General features: G+C 70.2%; 17 protein-coding genes. 8 read left to right on the top strand and 9 right to left on the bottom strand.

The features are described from left to right. A complete protein-coding gene (locus ACFYUV_RS29595; protein ID WP_387673611.1) occupies positions 1–660 on the top strand; it encodes a hypothetical protein in 660 nt (219 codons plus the stop codon). Positions 661–973: 313 nt separating this feature from the next. Next, positions 974–2,212 (top strand): cytochrome P450, encoded by a 1,239-nt coding sequence (locus ACFYUV_RS29590; RefSeq protein WP_387673609.1) that lies wholly within the window; start codon positions 974–976, stop codon positions 2,210–2,212. Between the two features lie 54 nt (positions 2,213–2,266). Here the strand turns inward: ACFYUV_RS29590 and ACFYUV_RS29585 are convergent, their stop codons facing one another. Then, positions 2,267–3,532 carry an MFS transporter gene (locus ACFYUV_RS29585; protein WP_387673606.1) on the bottom strand — a complete coding sequence of 422 codons (1,266 nt, stop codon included), beginning with the start codon at positions 3,530–3,532 and terminating at the stop codon, positions 2,267–2,269. A gap of 360 nt (positions 3,533–3,892) precedes the next feature. Here ACFYUV_RS29585 and ACFYUV_RS29580 point away from each other — a divergent pair, with 360 nt between their 5' ends. After that, the gene (locus ACFYUV_RS29580) at positions 3,893–4,483 is read left to right on the top strand and encodes an NUDIX hydrolase (RefSeq protein ID WP_387673603.1); all 591 of its coding nucleotides are present in this window, start codon (positions 3,893–3,895) and stop codon (positions 4,481–4,483) included. Here the strand turns inward: ACFYUV_RS29580 and ACFYUV_RS29575 are convergent. Further along, positions 4,464–5,105, bottom strand: a complete 642-nt coding sequence (locus ACFYUV_RS29575; protein ID WP_387673600.1) for a DsbA family protein — start codon at positions 5,103–5,105, stop codon at positions 4,464–4,466. The two genes, ACFYUV_RS29580 and ACFYUV_RS29575, sit on opposite strands and share 20 nt — an antisense overlap. A gap of 462 nt (positions 5,106–5,567) precedes the next feature. Here ACFYUV_RS29575 and ACFYUV_RS29570 point away from each other — a divergent pair, with 462 nt between their 5' ends. From ACFYUV_RS29570 to ACFYUV_RS29560, 3 genes are read left to right on the top strand one after another with little or no spacing between them, the layout of a single operon-like run. Continuing rightward, entirely contained in the window at positions 5,568–6,578 is a 1,011-nt protein-coding gene (locus ACFYUV_RS29570) for a cytochrome P450 (RefSeq protein WP_387673597.1), read from the top strand. 21 nt (positions 6,579–6,599) lie between these two features. Beyond that, on the top strand, positions 6,600–6,797 hold the full coding sequence (locus ACFYUV_RS29565; protein ID WP_387673594.1) for a ferredoxin: 198 nt from the start codon (positions 6,600–6,602) through the stop codon (positions 6,795–6,797). Further along, positions 6,794–6,976: a hypothetical protein gene (locus ACFYUV_RS29560; protein ID WP_387673591.1), complete on the top strand. Its 183-nt coding sequence runs from the start codon at positions 6,794–6,796 to the stop codon at positions 6,974–6,976. Before ACFYUV_RS29565 ends, ACFYUV_RS29560 begins: the two co-directional genes overlap by 4 nt. Positions 6,977–7,127: 151 nt before the next feature. Here ACFYUV_RS29560 and ACFYUV_RS29555 read toward each other — a convergent pair whose 3' ends face one another. From ACFYUV_RS29555 to ACFYUV_RS29540, 4 genes are all read right to left on the bottom strand, one after another. Beyond that, the gene (locus tag ACFYUV_RS29555; RefSeq protein ID WP_387673588.1) at positions 7,128–7,940 is read right to left on the bottom strand and encodes a class I SAM-dependent methyltransferase; all 813 of its coding nucleotides are present in this window, start codon (positions 7,938–7,940) and stop codon (positions 7,128–7,130) included. Positions 7,941–7,949: 9 nt separating this feature from the next. Then, positions 7,950–8,405, bottom strand: coding sequence for a GbsR/MarR family transcriptional regulator (locus ACFYUV_RS29550; RefSeq protein WP_387673585.1), 456 nt, complete (start codon positions 8,403–8,405; stop codon positions 7,950–7,952). A gap of 33 nt (positions 8,406–8,438) precedes the next feature. Further along, complete coding sequence (locus tag ACFYUV_RS29545; protein WP_387673582.1) at positions 8,439–9,368, bottom strand: alpha/beta hydrolase; 930 nt, start codon at positions 9,366–9,368, stop codon at positions 8,439–8,441. Between the two features lie 222 nt (positions 9,369–9,590). After that, entirely contained in the window at positions 9,591–9,851 is a 261-nt protein-coding gene (locus tag ACFYUV_RS29540) for a hypothetical protein (RefSeq protein WP_387673579.1), read from the bottom strand. Here ACFYUV_RS29540 and ACFYUV_RS29535 point away from each other — a divergent pair. Further along, a complete protein-coding gene (locus ACFYUV_RS29535; protein ID WP_387673577.1) occupies positions 9,850–10,650 on the top strand; it encodes an alpha/beta fold hydrolase in 801 nt (266 codons plus the stop codon). The two genes, ACFYUV_RS29540 and ACFYUV_RS29535, sit on opposite strands and share 2 nt — an antisense overlap. 197 nt (positions 10,651–10,847) lie before the next feature. Here the strand turns inward: ACFYUV_RS29535 and ACFYUV_RS29530 are convergent, their stop codons facing one another. Further along, the gene (locus ACFYUV_RS29530; protein WP_387673574.1) at positions 10,848–11,387 is read right to left on the bottom strand and encodes an NAD(P)H-dependent oxidoreductase; all 540 of its coding nucleotides are present in this window, start codon (positions 11,385–11,387) and stop codon (positions 10,848–10,850) included. A gap of 36 nt (positions 11,388–11,423) precedes the next feature. On the opposite strand from ACFYUV_RS29530, the gene ACFYUV_RS29525 reads away from it, so the two are divergent. Beyond that, positions 11,424–11,951: a MarR family winged helix-turn-helix transcriptional regulator gene (locus tag ACFYUV_RS29525; protein ID WP_387673571.1), complete on the top strand. Its 528-nt coding sequence runs from the start codon at positions 11,424–11,426 to the stop codon at positions 11,949–11,951. A gap of 168 nt (positions 11,952–12,119) precedes the next feature. Here the strand turns inward: ACFYUV_RS29525 and ACFYUV_RS29520 are convergent, their stop codons facing one another. Together ACFYUV_RS29520 and ACFYUV_RS29515 are read right to left on the bottom strand one after the other, a co-directional pair. After that, positions 12,120–12,671 (bottom strand): EF-hand domain-containing protein, encoded by a 552-nt coding sequence (locus tag ACFYUV_RS29520; protein WP_387673568.1) that lies wholly within the window; start codon positions 12,669–12,671, stop codon positions 12,120–12,122. 57 nt (positions 12,672–12,728) lie between these two features. Then, entirely contained in the window at positions 12,729–15,026 is a 2,298-nt protein-coding gene (locus ACFYUV_RS29515; protein ID WP_387673565.1) for a molybdopterin-dependent oxidoreductase, read from the bottom strand. Positions 15,027–15,047 lie beyond the last annotated feature (21 nt).

The following is a 15,047-nucleotide window of genomic DNA, read 5'->3' as shown; positions in this document are numbered from 1 at the left end:
ATGGATAGACATGTCGCTTTCGGCGGCTGCAGAATCGACATTTCGCACAATCGACGGAGGAAGATCGCCATGTTCAAGAAACTGCTGCGTTTCCTTCCCGCCGGCCTCGCGGCCGGCTCGCTGCTGGCCACCGTGGCCCTGCCCGCTCCGGCGTCGGCGTCCGCCTCCCGGGCCGCAACGCGGCAAAATGTCGTCACCGTACTCGGCTACAACAGCACCGACTGGAAATACCTCCAGGTGCCGTCCGGGGCCAACGCCCCGCGTTTCTACGAGCCGGACTTCGACGACAGCGACTGGGCGAGCGGGCAAGAAGGATTCGGCACCACCAACGGCACCTGCGCGTGGAACAATTCCACCAACGTCAAGACGTCCTGGGCGGTGAACACCGACATCCTGGTACGCCACTGGGTGCACATCCCGCGCAACGCACGACTGGTCCGCATCCAGGGAACGATCGACAACGATGCGCGGGTCTACTTCAACGGCCGCCTCGTCCAGACCGTCAGGAGCGGGCGCTGCGCCGCGGGCGCCATCAACGTCGTCCTACCCGCCAGGCACCTGGAGCGCTGCAACCTCCTGGCCATCCGTGGCCATGACTACGGCGCCGCCACCTATCTGAACGTCGAGGTCAGCTACGTGAAGCTGACCCCCTCCGCCTGAACGAGCACCGCCGCGAGCCCCCGGCCCCTCGAACTGCGAGAGGGCCGGGGGCTCTCTCCATGCAAACTCTCCCGCCAGGACGGGTCGCAGGCCGGAGGGGAGGCCAGCCGGGGCCGGCCCAGGTGGACTTGGACATGGCCCTTGAAACGATCCTCGTCAAGGCGTGGAATTTTGAAGAGAGGGCGGGCACAACCGGCCCGGCCTGTCCGCAATTGCCGCGCAGCGCTCGGCGTGAGCTTCGCCGCACAACAAGGCGACCCCTTCGCCGTGTCCCATCAGCCCGCCGAAGCCCCCACCCGCACCGGAGGCACCCGTGACCCCCACGCCCGTGGTTCTCGACAGCAGCGGACGCCGTATCCATGAGCAGGCCGACTCCTTACGAGCCGCCGGACCGGCCGTGCCCGTCCGGTTGCCCGGTGACCTCACCGCCTGGTCGGTGACCGACGGGGACGTCGTCAAGCACCTGCTGACGCATCCCCACGTCTCCAAGGACGCGCGCAAGTCCTGGCCCGGCTACCGCCCCTACGCGATCGGCTGGCTCACCGCCTGGGTGGACGTGAAGAGCATGTTCACCACCGACGACCCCGACCACCAGCGGTTGAAGAACCTGGTCGGCAAAGCGTTCACGCCCCGCCGCGTGGAGGCGATGCAGCAGCCGATCACCGCCATCGTCACCACGTTGCTGGACGCCCTGGCCGCCGAAGCTCCGGGCAGCGTGCTGGATCTGCGAGCGCGCTACTCCTACAAAGTCCCCACCCAGGTCATCTGCGACCTGTTCGGTGTGCCGCTGGACCAGAGGCCCGCCATGCTGGCCACCATCGACGCCGTGCTGGACACCAGCCTGTCGGCCGGGCAGACGACCCGCGTCCAGCAAGAGATGATCGCCTCGATGCACCGTCTCATCGAGGCCAAACGAGCTCGGCCCGGCGACGACATGACCAGCCGGCTGATCGCCGCCAGGGACAGCGGACTCGACCGGCTCAGCGACGACGAGCTCGTCAGCACGCTGCTCCTGATGATCGGCGCGGGCAGCGAGACCACCGTTTCCCTGCTCGACCATGCCGTCATCGCCATGCTCAGCCACCCCGAGCAGCTCGCTGTCGCCCGCCGCGACCCCGCACGCTGGGACGACGTCATCGAGGAGAGTCTGCGCCGGCACCCGCCCGTCATGCATCTGCCGATGCGCTACGCCACCGCGGACATCCCCTTGGACGGGCAGACCGTCATCCGAGCCGGAGACCTCATCCTCATCGGCTTCGGCGCTCACGGGCGTGACCCTGCCGTCAATGCCGATCCTGACCGCTTCGACATCGACCGGCACGACCGGGCGCACCTCGCCTTCGGCTACGGCATGCACTACTGCCTGGGCGCGCCGCTGGCCCGGCTGGAGGCGCGCATCGCTCTGCCCGCGCTGTTCGACCGCTTTCCCGATCTACGGCTGGCCACCGGCCCGCAGGATCTCCAGCCGCTGCCCTCCTTCATCGGCACCGACGTGCTCCAACTGCCCGTGACGCTGACCCCCGGTCGCAGAAGTGGCGCCGACGAACGATGAGCGGCGAGCCGAGGCCGGGCTGGGACCGCACGCCGACCACGACAGCTCCCTGCGTCAGCAGGAGGGGTGAGACCGTCGACCGCTCGCGGGGCCCGCGGTGCTGCGGAGACGGCGTACGTCACGCACACTGAACGCGGCCGCCGCACCGGCGACGACGACCGCCGCGCAGCCGGCGAGCACGACTCGCACCCCGACGGCGTCGGCGAGCGGACCGGCGAACGCCGAGAACAGCGGGACCAGGACGCTGCCGGCGACCGACGATGTGGCGAGGACCCGGCTGAGCTGCTCCTGCGGGATCTCGCGCTGCTGCAGGCTGGTGTACGAGATGAGCTGGAGCGTGCCGGCGACTCCGGTGAGCGCGCCCGCGGCGGCGATCCACCACGTGGGTGCCGCGGCTGCCATGGCGGCCAGGAGCAGCGCCTCGGGAAGCGCCGTGGCGCACAGCAGCGGGCCCACGCGTACGGGGGCCAGCGTCAACGCGGTCACCGAGCCGATGGCCAGCCCCATGCCGAGGGCGGAGCCGACGATGCCCCAGCCGACCGCGCCGCCCTCCAGGTGGCGTGCCGCGTACAGCGGCCCGAGGACCGTGAACCCGGCTCCCCAGCATGCCGACGTCAGCGCCTGGAGGCCGGTCAGCGTCCACAACCAGCGGCGACCGGCGAACGCGGACAGACCCTCGATCAGCTCCCCGGCGAACCCGCGCCGCGCGGGACGGACGGCCGCGGCCGGCACGCGCACCATGCGGAACACCGCGCCGGACAGCAGGTAGGCGACTCCGTCCCAGCCCAGTACCCAGCCCGGCGAGACGAAGGCGATCACCAGCCCGGCGATCGTGGGCCCGACGATCGCCACGAGGTTGCCGGCGAGCTGCAGCAGGGCGTTGGCCGGGACGAGGGCGCCGGGTTCGACAACGCCGGCGATCAGACCCTTCGCCGCGGGGGCGAAGAACGCGGCGGCCGCGGCGGTCAGCACTGCCAGGCCGCCAAGGGACCAGACAGTCGCCGAGCCGCTCAGGAACAGCGCGGCCGAGACGCACTGGCTGACGCCGCAGACGAGCTGGCACGTCACGATGATCCGCACCCGGGGCAGCCGGTCGGCCAGGACCCCGGCGCCCGGGGTGACGGTCAGGAAGACCAGCATGCTGACGGTCGCCACCACGCCGATGGCGGTGCCTCCGCCGTCCTGGTCGATGAGTGCGAAGGCCAGCCCGGCGGGGGCCGTGGTGGTGCCGAGGACCGAAGCGGTACGCCCCACGGCGTAGCGACGGAAGTTCCGGTTCCGGCGCAGCAGCTCCACGGCGGCGCCGAGGCGCTCCCGCATCACCGCTTCGGGCCCCGTTCAGCCGACACATGCCGCTGGAGGGCGACCGTGGCGCTCGGGACGGAGATCCCCGGCGACGCCAAGGCGATCAGCTCGCCTGACCGAGCAGGACCAGTCCGTGATCCAGCAGCTTCGTGCATGGCCCCTTCTCCGAACCTCTCACGCGCTTGCTCGGTCCAGCGTCTCACCTGGCCGACGTCCCATCTGGTCGGCGTGGCAGGCGCGCGCCGAGCGGTCGCACCTGTACGGTGCGAAGCCTCCTCTCGGTCAAGGAGCAGACTGTGTCCGTCCTCATCGCTCATCTCGTCTCAGCCGTCCGTCACCAGGAGCTGCGTCGTCGGGCAGGTGCGGGAGCGACCTGTGGCGATCACTGACGCGGACATATCGAGCGCCGTCCGGGACCACCTCTCGCGATTCCCGGACGAGGCCGCGCTGCTGTCCGAGCCGCTCCGCCTGCTGGCCGAGGGCCGCGATTTCGCCTCGCGGCGGAATTTCCCGATGCACGTGACCGCCGGCGCGCTGCTGGTCCGCGACGGCACCGAGGTCCTGCTCGTCGAGCACCGCGCCTACGGGATCCTGCTGCAGCCTGGCGGCCATCTGGAGCCGGACGACACCTCACTGATCGACGCAGCGGTGCGCGAGCTGGCGGAGGAGACCGGAATCGACCCCGCGCAGGTCGTGCCGGCGTCGCAGACCCCCGTCTACATCGAGTACGCCCGCGTTCCGGCCCGACCGCAGAAGGGCGAGCCGGCGCACCATCACCTAGACATCGGGTACGCGTTCGTGACGCACGCGGACCTGGGGCCGATCCAGGAGTCAGAGGTGACGGGCGCGGCCTGGTACCCGCTCGGCGAGGCCGAGCGGCTCGTCGGCCCGCGCATCGCGCGAGCCGTGCCGGCCCGCGATCAGAACCCGTCAGCCGCGGCGTCCCTCAGTCGAAGGACGGTCTGACGCCCCGCCCCCGGCTCCGCTTGAGCTCGAAGAAGTCCTCCGTCCCGGCGACCAGGACCAGGCCGTCCCAGAGCCTGCCGGCCGCTTCGCCGCGCGGCGCCTGCCTGATCACCGGGCCGAACAGGGCCATGCCGCCGACGCGGAGAACGGGGGTTCCGACGTCGAGCCCCACCTCGTTGAAGGCCTCATCGTGGGAGTCCCTGATGAGCTGATCCAGCTCGTCGCTGTCGGCGGCTGCCGCCAACGCGGCGGGCAGGCCCACCTCTGCGAGGGCTTCGGTGATGACGGTGGGGTCGTCGCGACGCTTCTGGTTGTGGAAGCGGGTGCCGATCGCGGTGTACAGCGGGCCGAGAACGCCGCGGCCGGCGTGCTCGGCGGCGGCCGCGCAGACCCGCACCGGCCCCCAGGCCTTCTCCATCTGGTTCCGGTAGTCCTCGCTCATCCCCTCGCCCTTGCGCTGGACGAGGTTCAGGTGGGCCAGCGACATGACCCGCCAGTCGGCGTGCACCGGCCGTACCTTCTCGACCTCCAGCAGCCAGCGCGAGGTGACCCACGCCCAGGGGCACAGCGGGTCGAACCAGAACGGGACCTCGACGAGCTCCGGCTCTTCCGTGGTCGTCATGATGCCTTCCTTCCTCTCGGACCGATCTCGCAGAGGGCGGCGTGCGCCGGCAACGTGTCGGGTTCGTGGCTGGGCAGGCTGAGGATGAGGTGCTTGGCCGTCGGGATGGTGCCCAGAAGGTCGAAGAGCGGGCCAGCGTTCGCCCTGGTTGTATATCACGCCGACTGCGGTCACGGCGTGCTGAGCCGCCGGCGAGTACTGCCGGCGGCTGTGCCCGACCTCCGCCGATGGACGTCGCGCTGGACAGGATCCCGATCTGCGTGACCGTGCGCCCAGCTTCCACCGCCGGTTGAGGCTTTCCCGCCCGTCCTTCCGGCGCTCCCGGGCCGAAGTCTCCGGGGCTGGTTCAACGACAGCCTTGACGTATGAGCGCTGCGGACCACGACGGTTCCCGCCGGCGGCCGTCCTCGGCCCTGCGCGGACCGCACGACCGAGGTGAGGAGAGATCATGACCGATGCCCTGTGGCCGAGCCCGGCTTCCCGCACACCAACGCGGTGAGCAAGGCCCGCGACGCGCGGATGAAGACGCTGATGCAGATGGACGCCCCCGAGCACACCGCGCACCGGCGCCTGCTGACCGCCGACTTCGTGATCAGGAAGATGGAGGCGCTGCGGCCCAGGATCCAGCGGATCGTCGACGACCTCATCGACGACCTGCTCGCCGGTCCCAACCCGGCCGACCTGGTGCGGGCGGTCGCGCTGCCCGTCCCGTCCCTGGTGATCTGCGAACTGCTCGGCGTGCCCTACGCGGACCGGGCCTTCTTCCAGCGGGCGGCGGCCGAGCTCGTCATGGACGAGGGCGACCCCGCGCGGGCCCTGGCCGCCGCCGAGGAGCTGAACGGCTACCTGGAGGCGCTGGTGGCGGCCAAGAGCGACGACCCGGGCGACGACGTCCTCAGCAGGCTGGCCGTGGAGCAGTACCGGACGGGCGCGATGACCCTGACCGAGATCTCCACGATGGGCCAGCTCCTGCTGGTGGCCGGGCACGACACCACCGCCAACATGATCGCGCTCGGCACGGCCGCCCTGCTGGCGCACCCCGACCAGCTCGCGGCGGTGCGCGACGGCGACCCGGCGCTGGTGGCCGACGCCGTCGAGGAGCTCCTGCGCTACCTGTCCATCACCCACACCGAGGCCCGCCGCGTCGCCCGCGAGGACCTTCAGGTCGGGGGCACGACGATCCGCGCGGGCGAGGGCATCGTCGTGGTGAAGAGCACCGCCAACCGGGACCCGGCGGCCTTCCCGGACCCCGGCGTCCTCGACGTCCGCCGCGCGGTCCGCCATCACGTCGCCTTCGGGTTCGGCGCCCACCAGTGCCTGGGGCAGTCGCTGGCCCGGGTGGAGCTGCAGGTCGTCCACGGCACGCTCCACCGGCGCGTCCCCACGCTGGCGGCGGCCGTGCCGCTGGAGGAGCTGGCGTTCAAGCAGCAGGTCGTCTTCTACGGCGTCCGCGAACTGCCCGTCACCTGGTGATCGAGCGAGGGAGTCAAGCACATGAAGGTCACCGTGGATCAGGATGCCTGCACCGGCTCGGGGCAGTGTGTCCTCGTCTGTCCTGACGTGTTCGACCAGCGTGAGGAGGACGGCATCGTCGTCCTGCTGCGGGACAGCCCGGAACCGGGGTTGCGCGAGGGCGTCGGCGAGGCCGCCCGGATCTGCCCGGCCCGTGCGATCACGCTGGGCGCGTCGTGAGCCGTCCCTCCCGGATCGTGGTCGTGGGCGCCTCGGCGGCGGGTCTGTCCGCCGCCGAGGCCCTGCGCCGCGACGGATTCACCGGCTCGCTGACCCTCGTCGGCTCGTCGCCGGGGATCCCGCCACCGGCCGGTTCGCCGGCCTGTACGGCAGGGACGGCCACGTCATCGGCGCCATGAGCTGGAACCTGCCCCGGCAGGCCCGCGACCTCCGCCGACACGTCGCCGAGCGGACCCCGTGGCGCCAGGCCACCGAGTGAAGACCTGCGGCGTCCGGGACGAGCACGACGAGTCGCCGGCCCTTGCCCGACGAACGGGGCCCGGCCCAGGCTCAGAACCGGTAGCGGAGAACGCGTGCCCCTTGCCGGGACAAGGTCGTGCTGCGGGCGGTGAGACGGGTCAGCGCCCGCAGGGGTTGCGGGAACCGGGCCACTTCCGGAGCGCGGGAGAGGACCTGCTCCTCGATCAGTTCGAGGCCGGCGTCCCAGGACTCGGGTTCGTGCGGGTCGTCGAAGCCCTGGGCGGCCTTGATGCCGAGTGCCTTGATGGCCGGGTGGTACTTCATGGCCCAGGCGGCGAAGCGGGTGTAGCCGTTGAGTGCGAGCTCACCCGCGGGGAAATGGCCGGTCAGCGCGCGGGTCATCGCCTGGAAGGAGTCGCCGGGCATGAAGGGGAGCAGCCCTTCGGCGACGATCATCGCCGGCCGGTCACCGGGGACGGCCGAGAGCCAGTCGGAGCCGGTGAGGTCGGCTCCGACCAGGTGGGAACGGCCGGGCAGGCGTTCGGCTCGCAGGTTCACGACTTCGGGGAAGTCGACGTCGTACCAGTCGACGCCCGGCGGCGGAGCACAACGGGACATCCTGGTGTCCAGGCCACAGCCCAGGTCGAGCACCACGCATCCGGGGTGAGCGGCGACGTAGGCGCGGACCACGTCGTCGAGCTTCCTGGCGCGCAGTGCCGTGGTGAGGACGAGGCTGGGCTTGACCTTCAGCCTGCCGAAGTCGTAGTCGATGGTGCCGGCCAGGTCGGCGGAGAGCGTGTCGCCGAGGATCGGATGGGGGAGCCCGGCGTCCAGGGCTCTTGCGTGGAGGGTGAGCAGCAGCGTTTCCTGGATCAGCCCGAGCTCGGGTTTCCAGCGGTGCATGGAGATTCCTTAACGGCGTAGCGGATGGTGGGCCGCGAGGTTCTGCAGCCATGTCAGGGAGTCGTGGGCGGCCTTGATGCGCTCGGTGCGCCGCCCCTCGCCGCCCGCGAGGTCGAGCCCTTCGTCGGCGATCTCGCCGAACGCGCTCAGGCTGTCGAGCTTGCGCTGGATGACCTTCTGCCAGGCGTCGTCCTCGATGCGGTAGTAGGAGGTGCGATCCCCGGGCCTTCGCACCTTCTCGACCAGGTCGATGGCCGTGAGGAAGCGCATGTTCGAGGTGAGCGAGGCCCGGCTGGCCTGGATGGCCTCGGCGATCTGACCGGCGGACTGCTCGGCCGGGTCACAGATCATCAGCCAGCCGAGGATGCGTCCGGTGATGGGCGGCAGCCCCCACTCCTCGACGCAGAATGCGGACACCCGCTCCACCCATCGAAGCAGCCGGTCCTGCTGTTCCTCAGCGCTCATCGTCGCGTCCTCCCTTGGTGATCGTGTGCCGGTTCACTGTGTCATGGCGGCCACCGACTCGTAGGTGGGTGCTGGCGTGAGGCCGGCGAGCGCGGTCCTGCGCAGGTAGAGGTCGAACCAGTCGATGGCGAGCGCCATCGCCTCCTGCAGGCCGGGCCCGGTGTAGAGGCCGAGCACGTCGTACGGCAGCACCGCGAGCCGCTTGGGCTCGCCCGCCTTGGCGAAGGCGCTCTGCGCCTCTTCGAGCATGTGGTACGGGTCCCAGCCGCCGTTGGCGATCATCAGCAGCGGCGTCGGCGCGAGCCGGTGGATGAGGTTCTCCGGGGCGAAGGTGAGCAGGTGCTCGGCTGAGTCGAGGGTCTTCTCGTTGCGGTAGGCGGGAAACAGGCGGGTCGAGATGTCCGGAGCGTCCTTCACATTGTCGCCCTCCAGCGTCAGGTGCGGCACGCGAGCGCTCGGCTCGCCCTCGTAGCGCCGCTCCCAGTCCTGCTCCAGCCGGTCGCGCAGCGCGTGAACGCCGGCGCGGCCCAGGAGACGTTCGGTGTACCGCCATCCGTCCCACACGCTGGGGCTCTGCACCACTACGCACTTGATGCGCCGATCGAGCACGGCGGCCTGGGCCGCCACCGAGCCGCCGATGCTCACCCCCCACACCCCGATCCGCTCCGGCTGCACTTCGGGACGGGTCCGCAGGTAGGACACGGCGCTGCGGAAGTCCTCCACCTGCCGCTCCGGGTGATCCAGGCCGCGCGGCTCGCCCTCGCTGGAACCGACCGTGCGGTAGTCGATGGCCAGCACCGCGAAGCCGGCCTTGACGAAGTGCGGCGCGAAGAACGCCAGCGCCTCCTTGACCATCACCCCGCTGTGCCCGAGCACCAGCCCGGGGACCGGATCGCTCGTCTCCGGCAGGTAGAGATCGCCCGCGCAGCGGGTGCCGAGGCTGTTGAAGGTCACGTGTTCCATGTCGGCTCCCTAGTAGTTGCTAGTCATTTCAATCATGACTGAAATAACTAGCAACTTCAACAGATTCGACCCCTCATGTGGTGGTCTCGTCGCGGTGCTCTTCGGGCGGACGGCGGGGGGACGCCCCGGCGTCAGGTCGGCGGCGCGGCAACTCCTCCAGGTCGCTCCGGGAGGCATGCGCGGCACCGACCGCTGGTACGCTCTCAGACATGATCGAGAAGTTCATCCGTCTTCATAACAGCTGAAGCGGCTGCCCGCCGGTCGATCAGCGACCAGCGCAATCTGCGGCGATCCCGCAGACAGGTGCTGTGGCGCAAGCCGCGCACCGCATGGGTACGCCCGCAGCCGCACGCCGTTCCCGCAACGCAGGCATGTTCGCCATGCCTTCGCACGAAACGGACTGTTCTTCATGCGCTCCGACTCCAACCACTCGTCGTCGCCCACGTTCGTGTTGGTCCATGGCTCCGGCAGCAGCTCTTTCATGTGGGCTCCCGTCCAACGCGAGCTGGCGTTGCTCGGCCACCGCAGCTACGCCGTCGATCTGCCGGGCCATGGCCTCGACGCGCAGTACCCGCTCGCCTACCAGGCCCCCCAGGACCTCGACGCGTGGGCGGCCGAGCCGTCCACGCTGGCCGACGTCACCCTGCAGGACAACGTGGACGCGGTCGTCCACGTGGTCCGGCGGGTGGCCGAGCACGGGCCCGTGGTGCTGGTGGCGGCCAGCCTCGGCGGCCTGACCATCAGCGGTGTGGGCAACGCCATCCCTGACCTGGTGGATCGGCTCGTCTACATCTCCGCCTGGTCGTGCGTGCAGCGTGCCAACCCGATCGAGTACATGCAGGAGCCCGAGTTCGCCGGCAACCTGATGGGGCCGCTGGCGGCGTTCAACGTCGGCGACCCCGCCCGGCTCGGCGTCGGCCGGGCCAACTATCGCACCGCGGACACGGAACTGCTCGACGCGCTCAAGGCCGCCACCATGGCGGACGTCAGCGACGAGCAGTTCCGTGCCTTCCTCAACATCCTGCAGCCTGACGAATCGATCGCGGTGATGACGGCCGACGCCCGCGTCGACGCCGCCACCTGGGGCACGATCGCCCGCACCTACGTCCGCCTGGCCGGCGACCGATCCCTGCCGGTGGCCATGCAGGACAGGCTGATCGCCGAAGCGGACGCCCTGACACCCGGCAACCCGTACGACGTGCACACCCTGGACACGTCACATGTGGGGTTCCTGTACCGGGCCGATGAGGTGGCCGCCATTCTGGACAAGGCCGCGATCTGACAAAGGGCCGGGGACGGCCGGCTGCCACGGCTCGTTGTGGTGCTCGATCGCGGCGTCCCGCCGGTCGTGCCGGCGCGCGAGGTCGGTCTGGCCACAAGCCTGGACAAACACTTCAGCGGCCAGGTCCAGATGGGCCACGTCGAAGGCCGCCGGTCGCCGCGGGCAGGGATGGTCAGTGCGCTCGCTGTCGCGGTAGGTCAGGCGGCGTACCGGGTGGCGAGTGCTCGGCCGGCCTCGCCCGCCGCCTCCTCGGCGGTCTTGTGCATGATCGCCGCCATCTCGGTGAACTCGTCCAGGGCGGGGTTCACGCCGACGAGCGTGAACTCGCGCTCGACCACCGTAAGGTCGGCGCCCCAGATGTCGACGAGGATCCGGCGCAGGTAGTCGATGTTGTGGTCCCAGCCCGCGCGCGGGGTGCCAGGGCCGTAGGCGCCGCCCCGAGTGGTGACCAGGACGGTCGGTGTACCCTCCAGCAGGCGGATGCCCTGAGGCGTCCCGGCGATCGCGAGGTCGATCCAGGTCTTCGCGTGCTGCGAGACGCCGAAGTTGTAGAGCGGCATCGCGAGCACGGCGCTCGTCGCCCGCTGCAGCTCGGCGGCGAGCCGCTCCGCGGTGGCGAGTGCCTCGCGCTGCGCGGCGGTGCGGCCCTCCTCCGGAATGTGACGGCTGGAGATCGCGGCCTCCCAGATGTGCGCCGGCAGCGGCTCCTGGCCGAGATGACGCCGTACCACCGGCACCACTTGAATATTCAAATCGCCTGGTAGAGTTGATCTGTGAGCACCGAGCCCGCCCGCGGAACCCCCTCCGAGCACAACGTGCCATGGTTGTCGCCCGACCAGCAGCGCGACTGGCGAGCGGTGATCGCGCTGATCATGACCCTGCCGCCCGCGCTGGACGCGCAGCTCAAGCGCGACGCCGGCGTGAACAGCTTCGAGTACCACGTGCTCGCGGCTCTCTCCGAGGCGCCCAACCGCACGCTGGTGCTCAGCGACCTGGCCGCGTTGGCGCGGGGGTCGCTCTCGCGGATCTCCCACGCGGTCACCCGGCTGGAGCGGTCCGGCTGGGTCGAGCGGCACAGCTTGCCCAACCGCGGTGGCCGTCACACGGAGGCGCGGCTCACCGACGCCGGCCTCGCCAAGCTCAAGGAGATCGCCCCCGGTCACGTCCGAGAGGCACGCCGTCTCGTGGTCGACGCGCTGACGCCCGAGCAGCTCGCCGCACTCGGCGACGCCGCCCGGGCGATCACCGCCGTCACCATGGCGGAGGCGCCCGAGACGTGCCGGGAGAGCAGTGACTGCTGATCCGGCAGACTCGGGGCGCCGTCGCAGGGCATCGGGATCTCACCGAGTAGCGCGCCGACGTGCGGATCGCGCCTCCGGAGCACGGGCGAGGCCGATCCGGCTGCCGCCGTGGGCGATCAGGACTGCTGAAGACCGCAACGTTGGTGCCCCGGGGGCATCGTGGGGCCGTCAGCCGGCGACCCTGCCGAACAGGTGGTTGGCGGGAGCGTCCGGGTCGTCGCCGTAGAAGAACTCGGTGACCGCCTGGTGGAACTCGGCGCGGTCCAGCACGCCGGAGCCGTCTCGGTCCAGGGCGGCGAAGACCGCGGCGCAGTCCTCGCCGGGGACGCCGCCGACCGAGTCGAACATCTGCTGGAACTCCGCCTGGTCGATCCAGCCGTCTCCGTTGAGATCGGCGAGGTCGAAGAAGCAGTTGGTCACCGGCTCGATCTGTGCCGGGTACAGGGCGCGGTCGGTCAGGGCCTGCCTGAACCCTTCGGTCATCTCCCGCAGATCGACCTTCCCGTCACCGTCGCGATCCATCGGGGCGATCACGTGCGTCCAGAACGCGTCCATCCTCTCGGTGAGCAGGCGGGCGGTCTCGGAGTCAGGCGCGGCGCCGCGGACGGCGATGTAACGCTCGCTCATCATCCGGACGTCCCGCTGGGTGATGAACCCGTCGCCGTCGACATCGGCGCCCCTGAACCACTGGCCGTACTTGAGGTTTCGCAGTCGAGTCACGATTACGCAAAGTATTCGATCGATTACGGTAAAGCAAGCGGTCGGAGGGCTTTGGCGTCAACCTTCGAGACGGGGCGGGGTGAAGGCGAGCACGTCGGGATGAGGGCCGTCGTAGGGCTCGACGTCGACCAGCGCACTGAGAGCACTCGGCCCTTGGGACAGCTGCGAGCACGGCCGATCCGCCGTGAGGACGTTGGGATTGCCGTGGCGGTCCAGTGTTCCGTTCACGCCTGGCTCGACCGGATCCCACCACGCGCCGGTGGACAGCTGGACGACGCCTGGCATGACGTCGTCGGACAGGATCGCGCCCGCCAGGCAGCTGCCCCGGTCGTTGTGGATGCGTACGATCATGCCGTTCTCGATGCCGCGCGACGCGGCATCCGACGGATTCATCGTCACGGGCTCACGGCCACGGATCTTCGAATCGAGGCTGTGGCCACCGTTGTCGTACTGACTGTGCAGGCGTGAGGCGGGCTGATTCGAGATCAGATGCAACGGGAACCGGCTCGACAGGCCGGCGCCGAGCCACTCCGCTGGTTCGAACCACCTCGGATGCCCGGCACAGTCGTCGTAGCCGAACGAGTCGATCTCCTCGGAGAAGATCTCGATCCGGCCCGACGGCGTCGGCAGGGGGAAACGCCGCGGATCTGCGCGGAGCGCCTCGAAGCTGCCGGGGAAGGGTCCGGTCAACGCCGGCAGCTCGGCGGTGGAGCTGTGCCAGAAGTCGTCGAAGTCCGGCAACGCGGCATCGTCGCCGAGCTCGGCCCGCGTCTGCTCGTACAGGTGCCGGACCCAGTCGAGCTCGGAGCGCGACTGCGTGAACTCCTGCTCGTACCCGAGCCGGGAGGCCAGCGCGGCGAAGATGTGATGGTCGGTGCGTGACTCTCCCGCCGGCTCGCGGACCTTGGGCATCGCGACGAGGTGGGGATCGGAGAATCCGGCGGCGAAGTCGTCGCGCTCCAAGCTGGTGGCGACGGGCAGGACGATGTCCGCGAACTTGGCCGTGGTGTTCCACCAGGCTTCGTGCACCACCACCGTGTCGGGGGTCTGCCAGGCTCGGGCCAGCCGGTGGAGATCCTGATGGTGGTGGAACGGGTTCCCGCCGCACCAGTAGATCAGGCGAAGCTCCGGCAACGTGAGGCGCCGTCCGTCGTAGCCGATGGTCCTGCCCGGATGCAGCAGGGTGTCGGCGATCCTCGCGACCGGGATGAAGTCCGGGACGGGGTTGGCGACCCCGGGCACCGCCGCCACGGAGGGGCGGCCTCTGGCCACGCCTGTCGCGTCCATCGTGGCGTAACCTGCTCCCCAGCCACAGCCGGGCCGGCCCATCGAGCCCGCCATGGCGGCCAGCACGACGGACATCCAGATCGGCTGTTCGCCATGGTCCGCCCGCTGCACCGCGTAGTTGACCATGATGAGAGAACGTCGCTCGGTCAGGCGGCGAGCGAGGTCGACGATCGCCTCGCGCCCGATCCCCGTGATCCTCGCCGCCCAGGCGGCGTCCTTGGGGACGCCGTCGAGCTCGCCGGTCACGTACGAGGCGAAGCGGTCGAACCCGACGCAGCACCGGCGGAGGAAGTCCTCATCGTGCCACCCGTTGACCAGCATCGTGTGGGCGATGCCCAGCATCGCGGCGGTGTCGGTGTTGGGGATGACGGGCAGCCACTCGGCGTCGAGGAAGCCGGCGACGTCGCTGCGGATGGGGCTGACGTTCACGAACCGCACCCCGGCCGCACGGCACTGTCGTTGCAGGTTCTGCGTCTGGTGCCTGGCCAGCCCGCCGGGGTTGATCTGGCTGTTCTTGAGTGCCAGCCCGCCGAACGCCACCACGAGCTCACAGGTGCCGGCTATCTCGTCCCACATCGGCATCCGTGACTGGTAGCTCCAGGGATGCCCGCCGATCACATGGGGAAGGATGACCTCCAACGCGGCGGTGCTGTAGGTGTTGCGCGAGTCGGTGAAGCCCCCGCCCAGCGCCAGGAACCGGTGGAGTTGACTCTGCGCGTTGTGGAACACGCCCGCGCTCGCCCAGCCGTACGACCCGCCGAACACCGCGCTGTCGCCGTGCTGCGAACGCACTCGACGAAGTTCGTCGCTCACCAGCGTGATCGCGTCGTCCCAGCTCACTTCCACGAAGGCGTCCGCGCCTCTGGCGGCGTCGTGGACGCGCGGCCGGCCGTTGAGCCAGCCCTTGCGCACCGCGGGGCGCAGCACGCGAGCGCCGTCGTCGGCTGCCGTCACCATGCCGGGGCCGATGGGGGACGGCACGGGGTCGTCGTCCCTCGGCTCAATTCGTACTAATCGCCCGGAATCGACCACTGCGATGAGACTGCCCCAGTGTGTCGCGACCGACATGCGTCGTTCCACCATGCATCC

The organism is Nonomuraea sp. NPDC003560 (genome assembly GCF_042878785.1).
Taxonomy (GTDB): Bacteria; Actinomycetota; Actinomycetes; order Streptosporangiales; family Streptosporangiaceae; genus Nonomuraea.
This window is presented reverse-complemented; position numbering and strand designations above follow the sequence as displayed.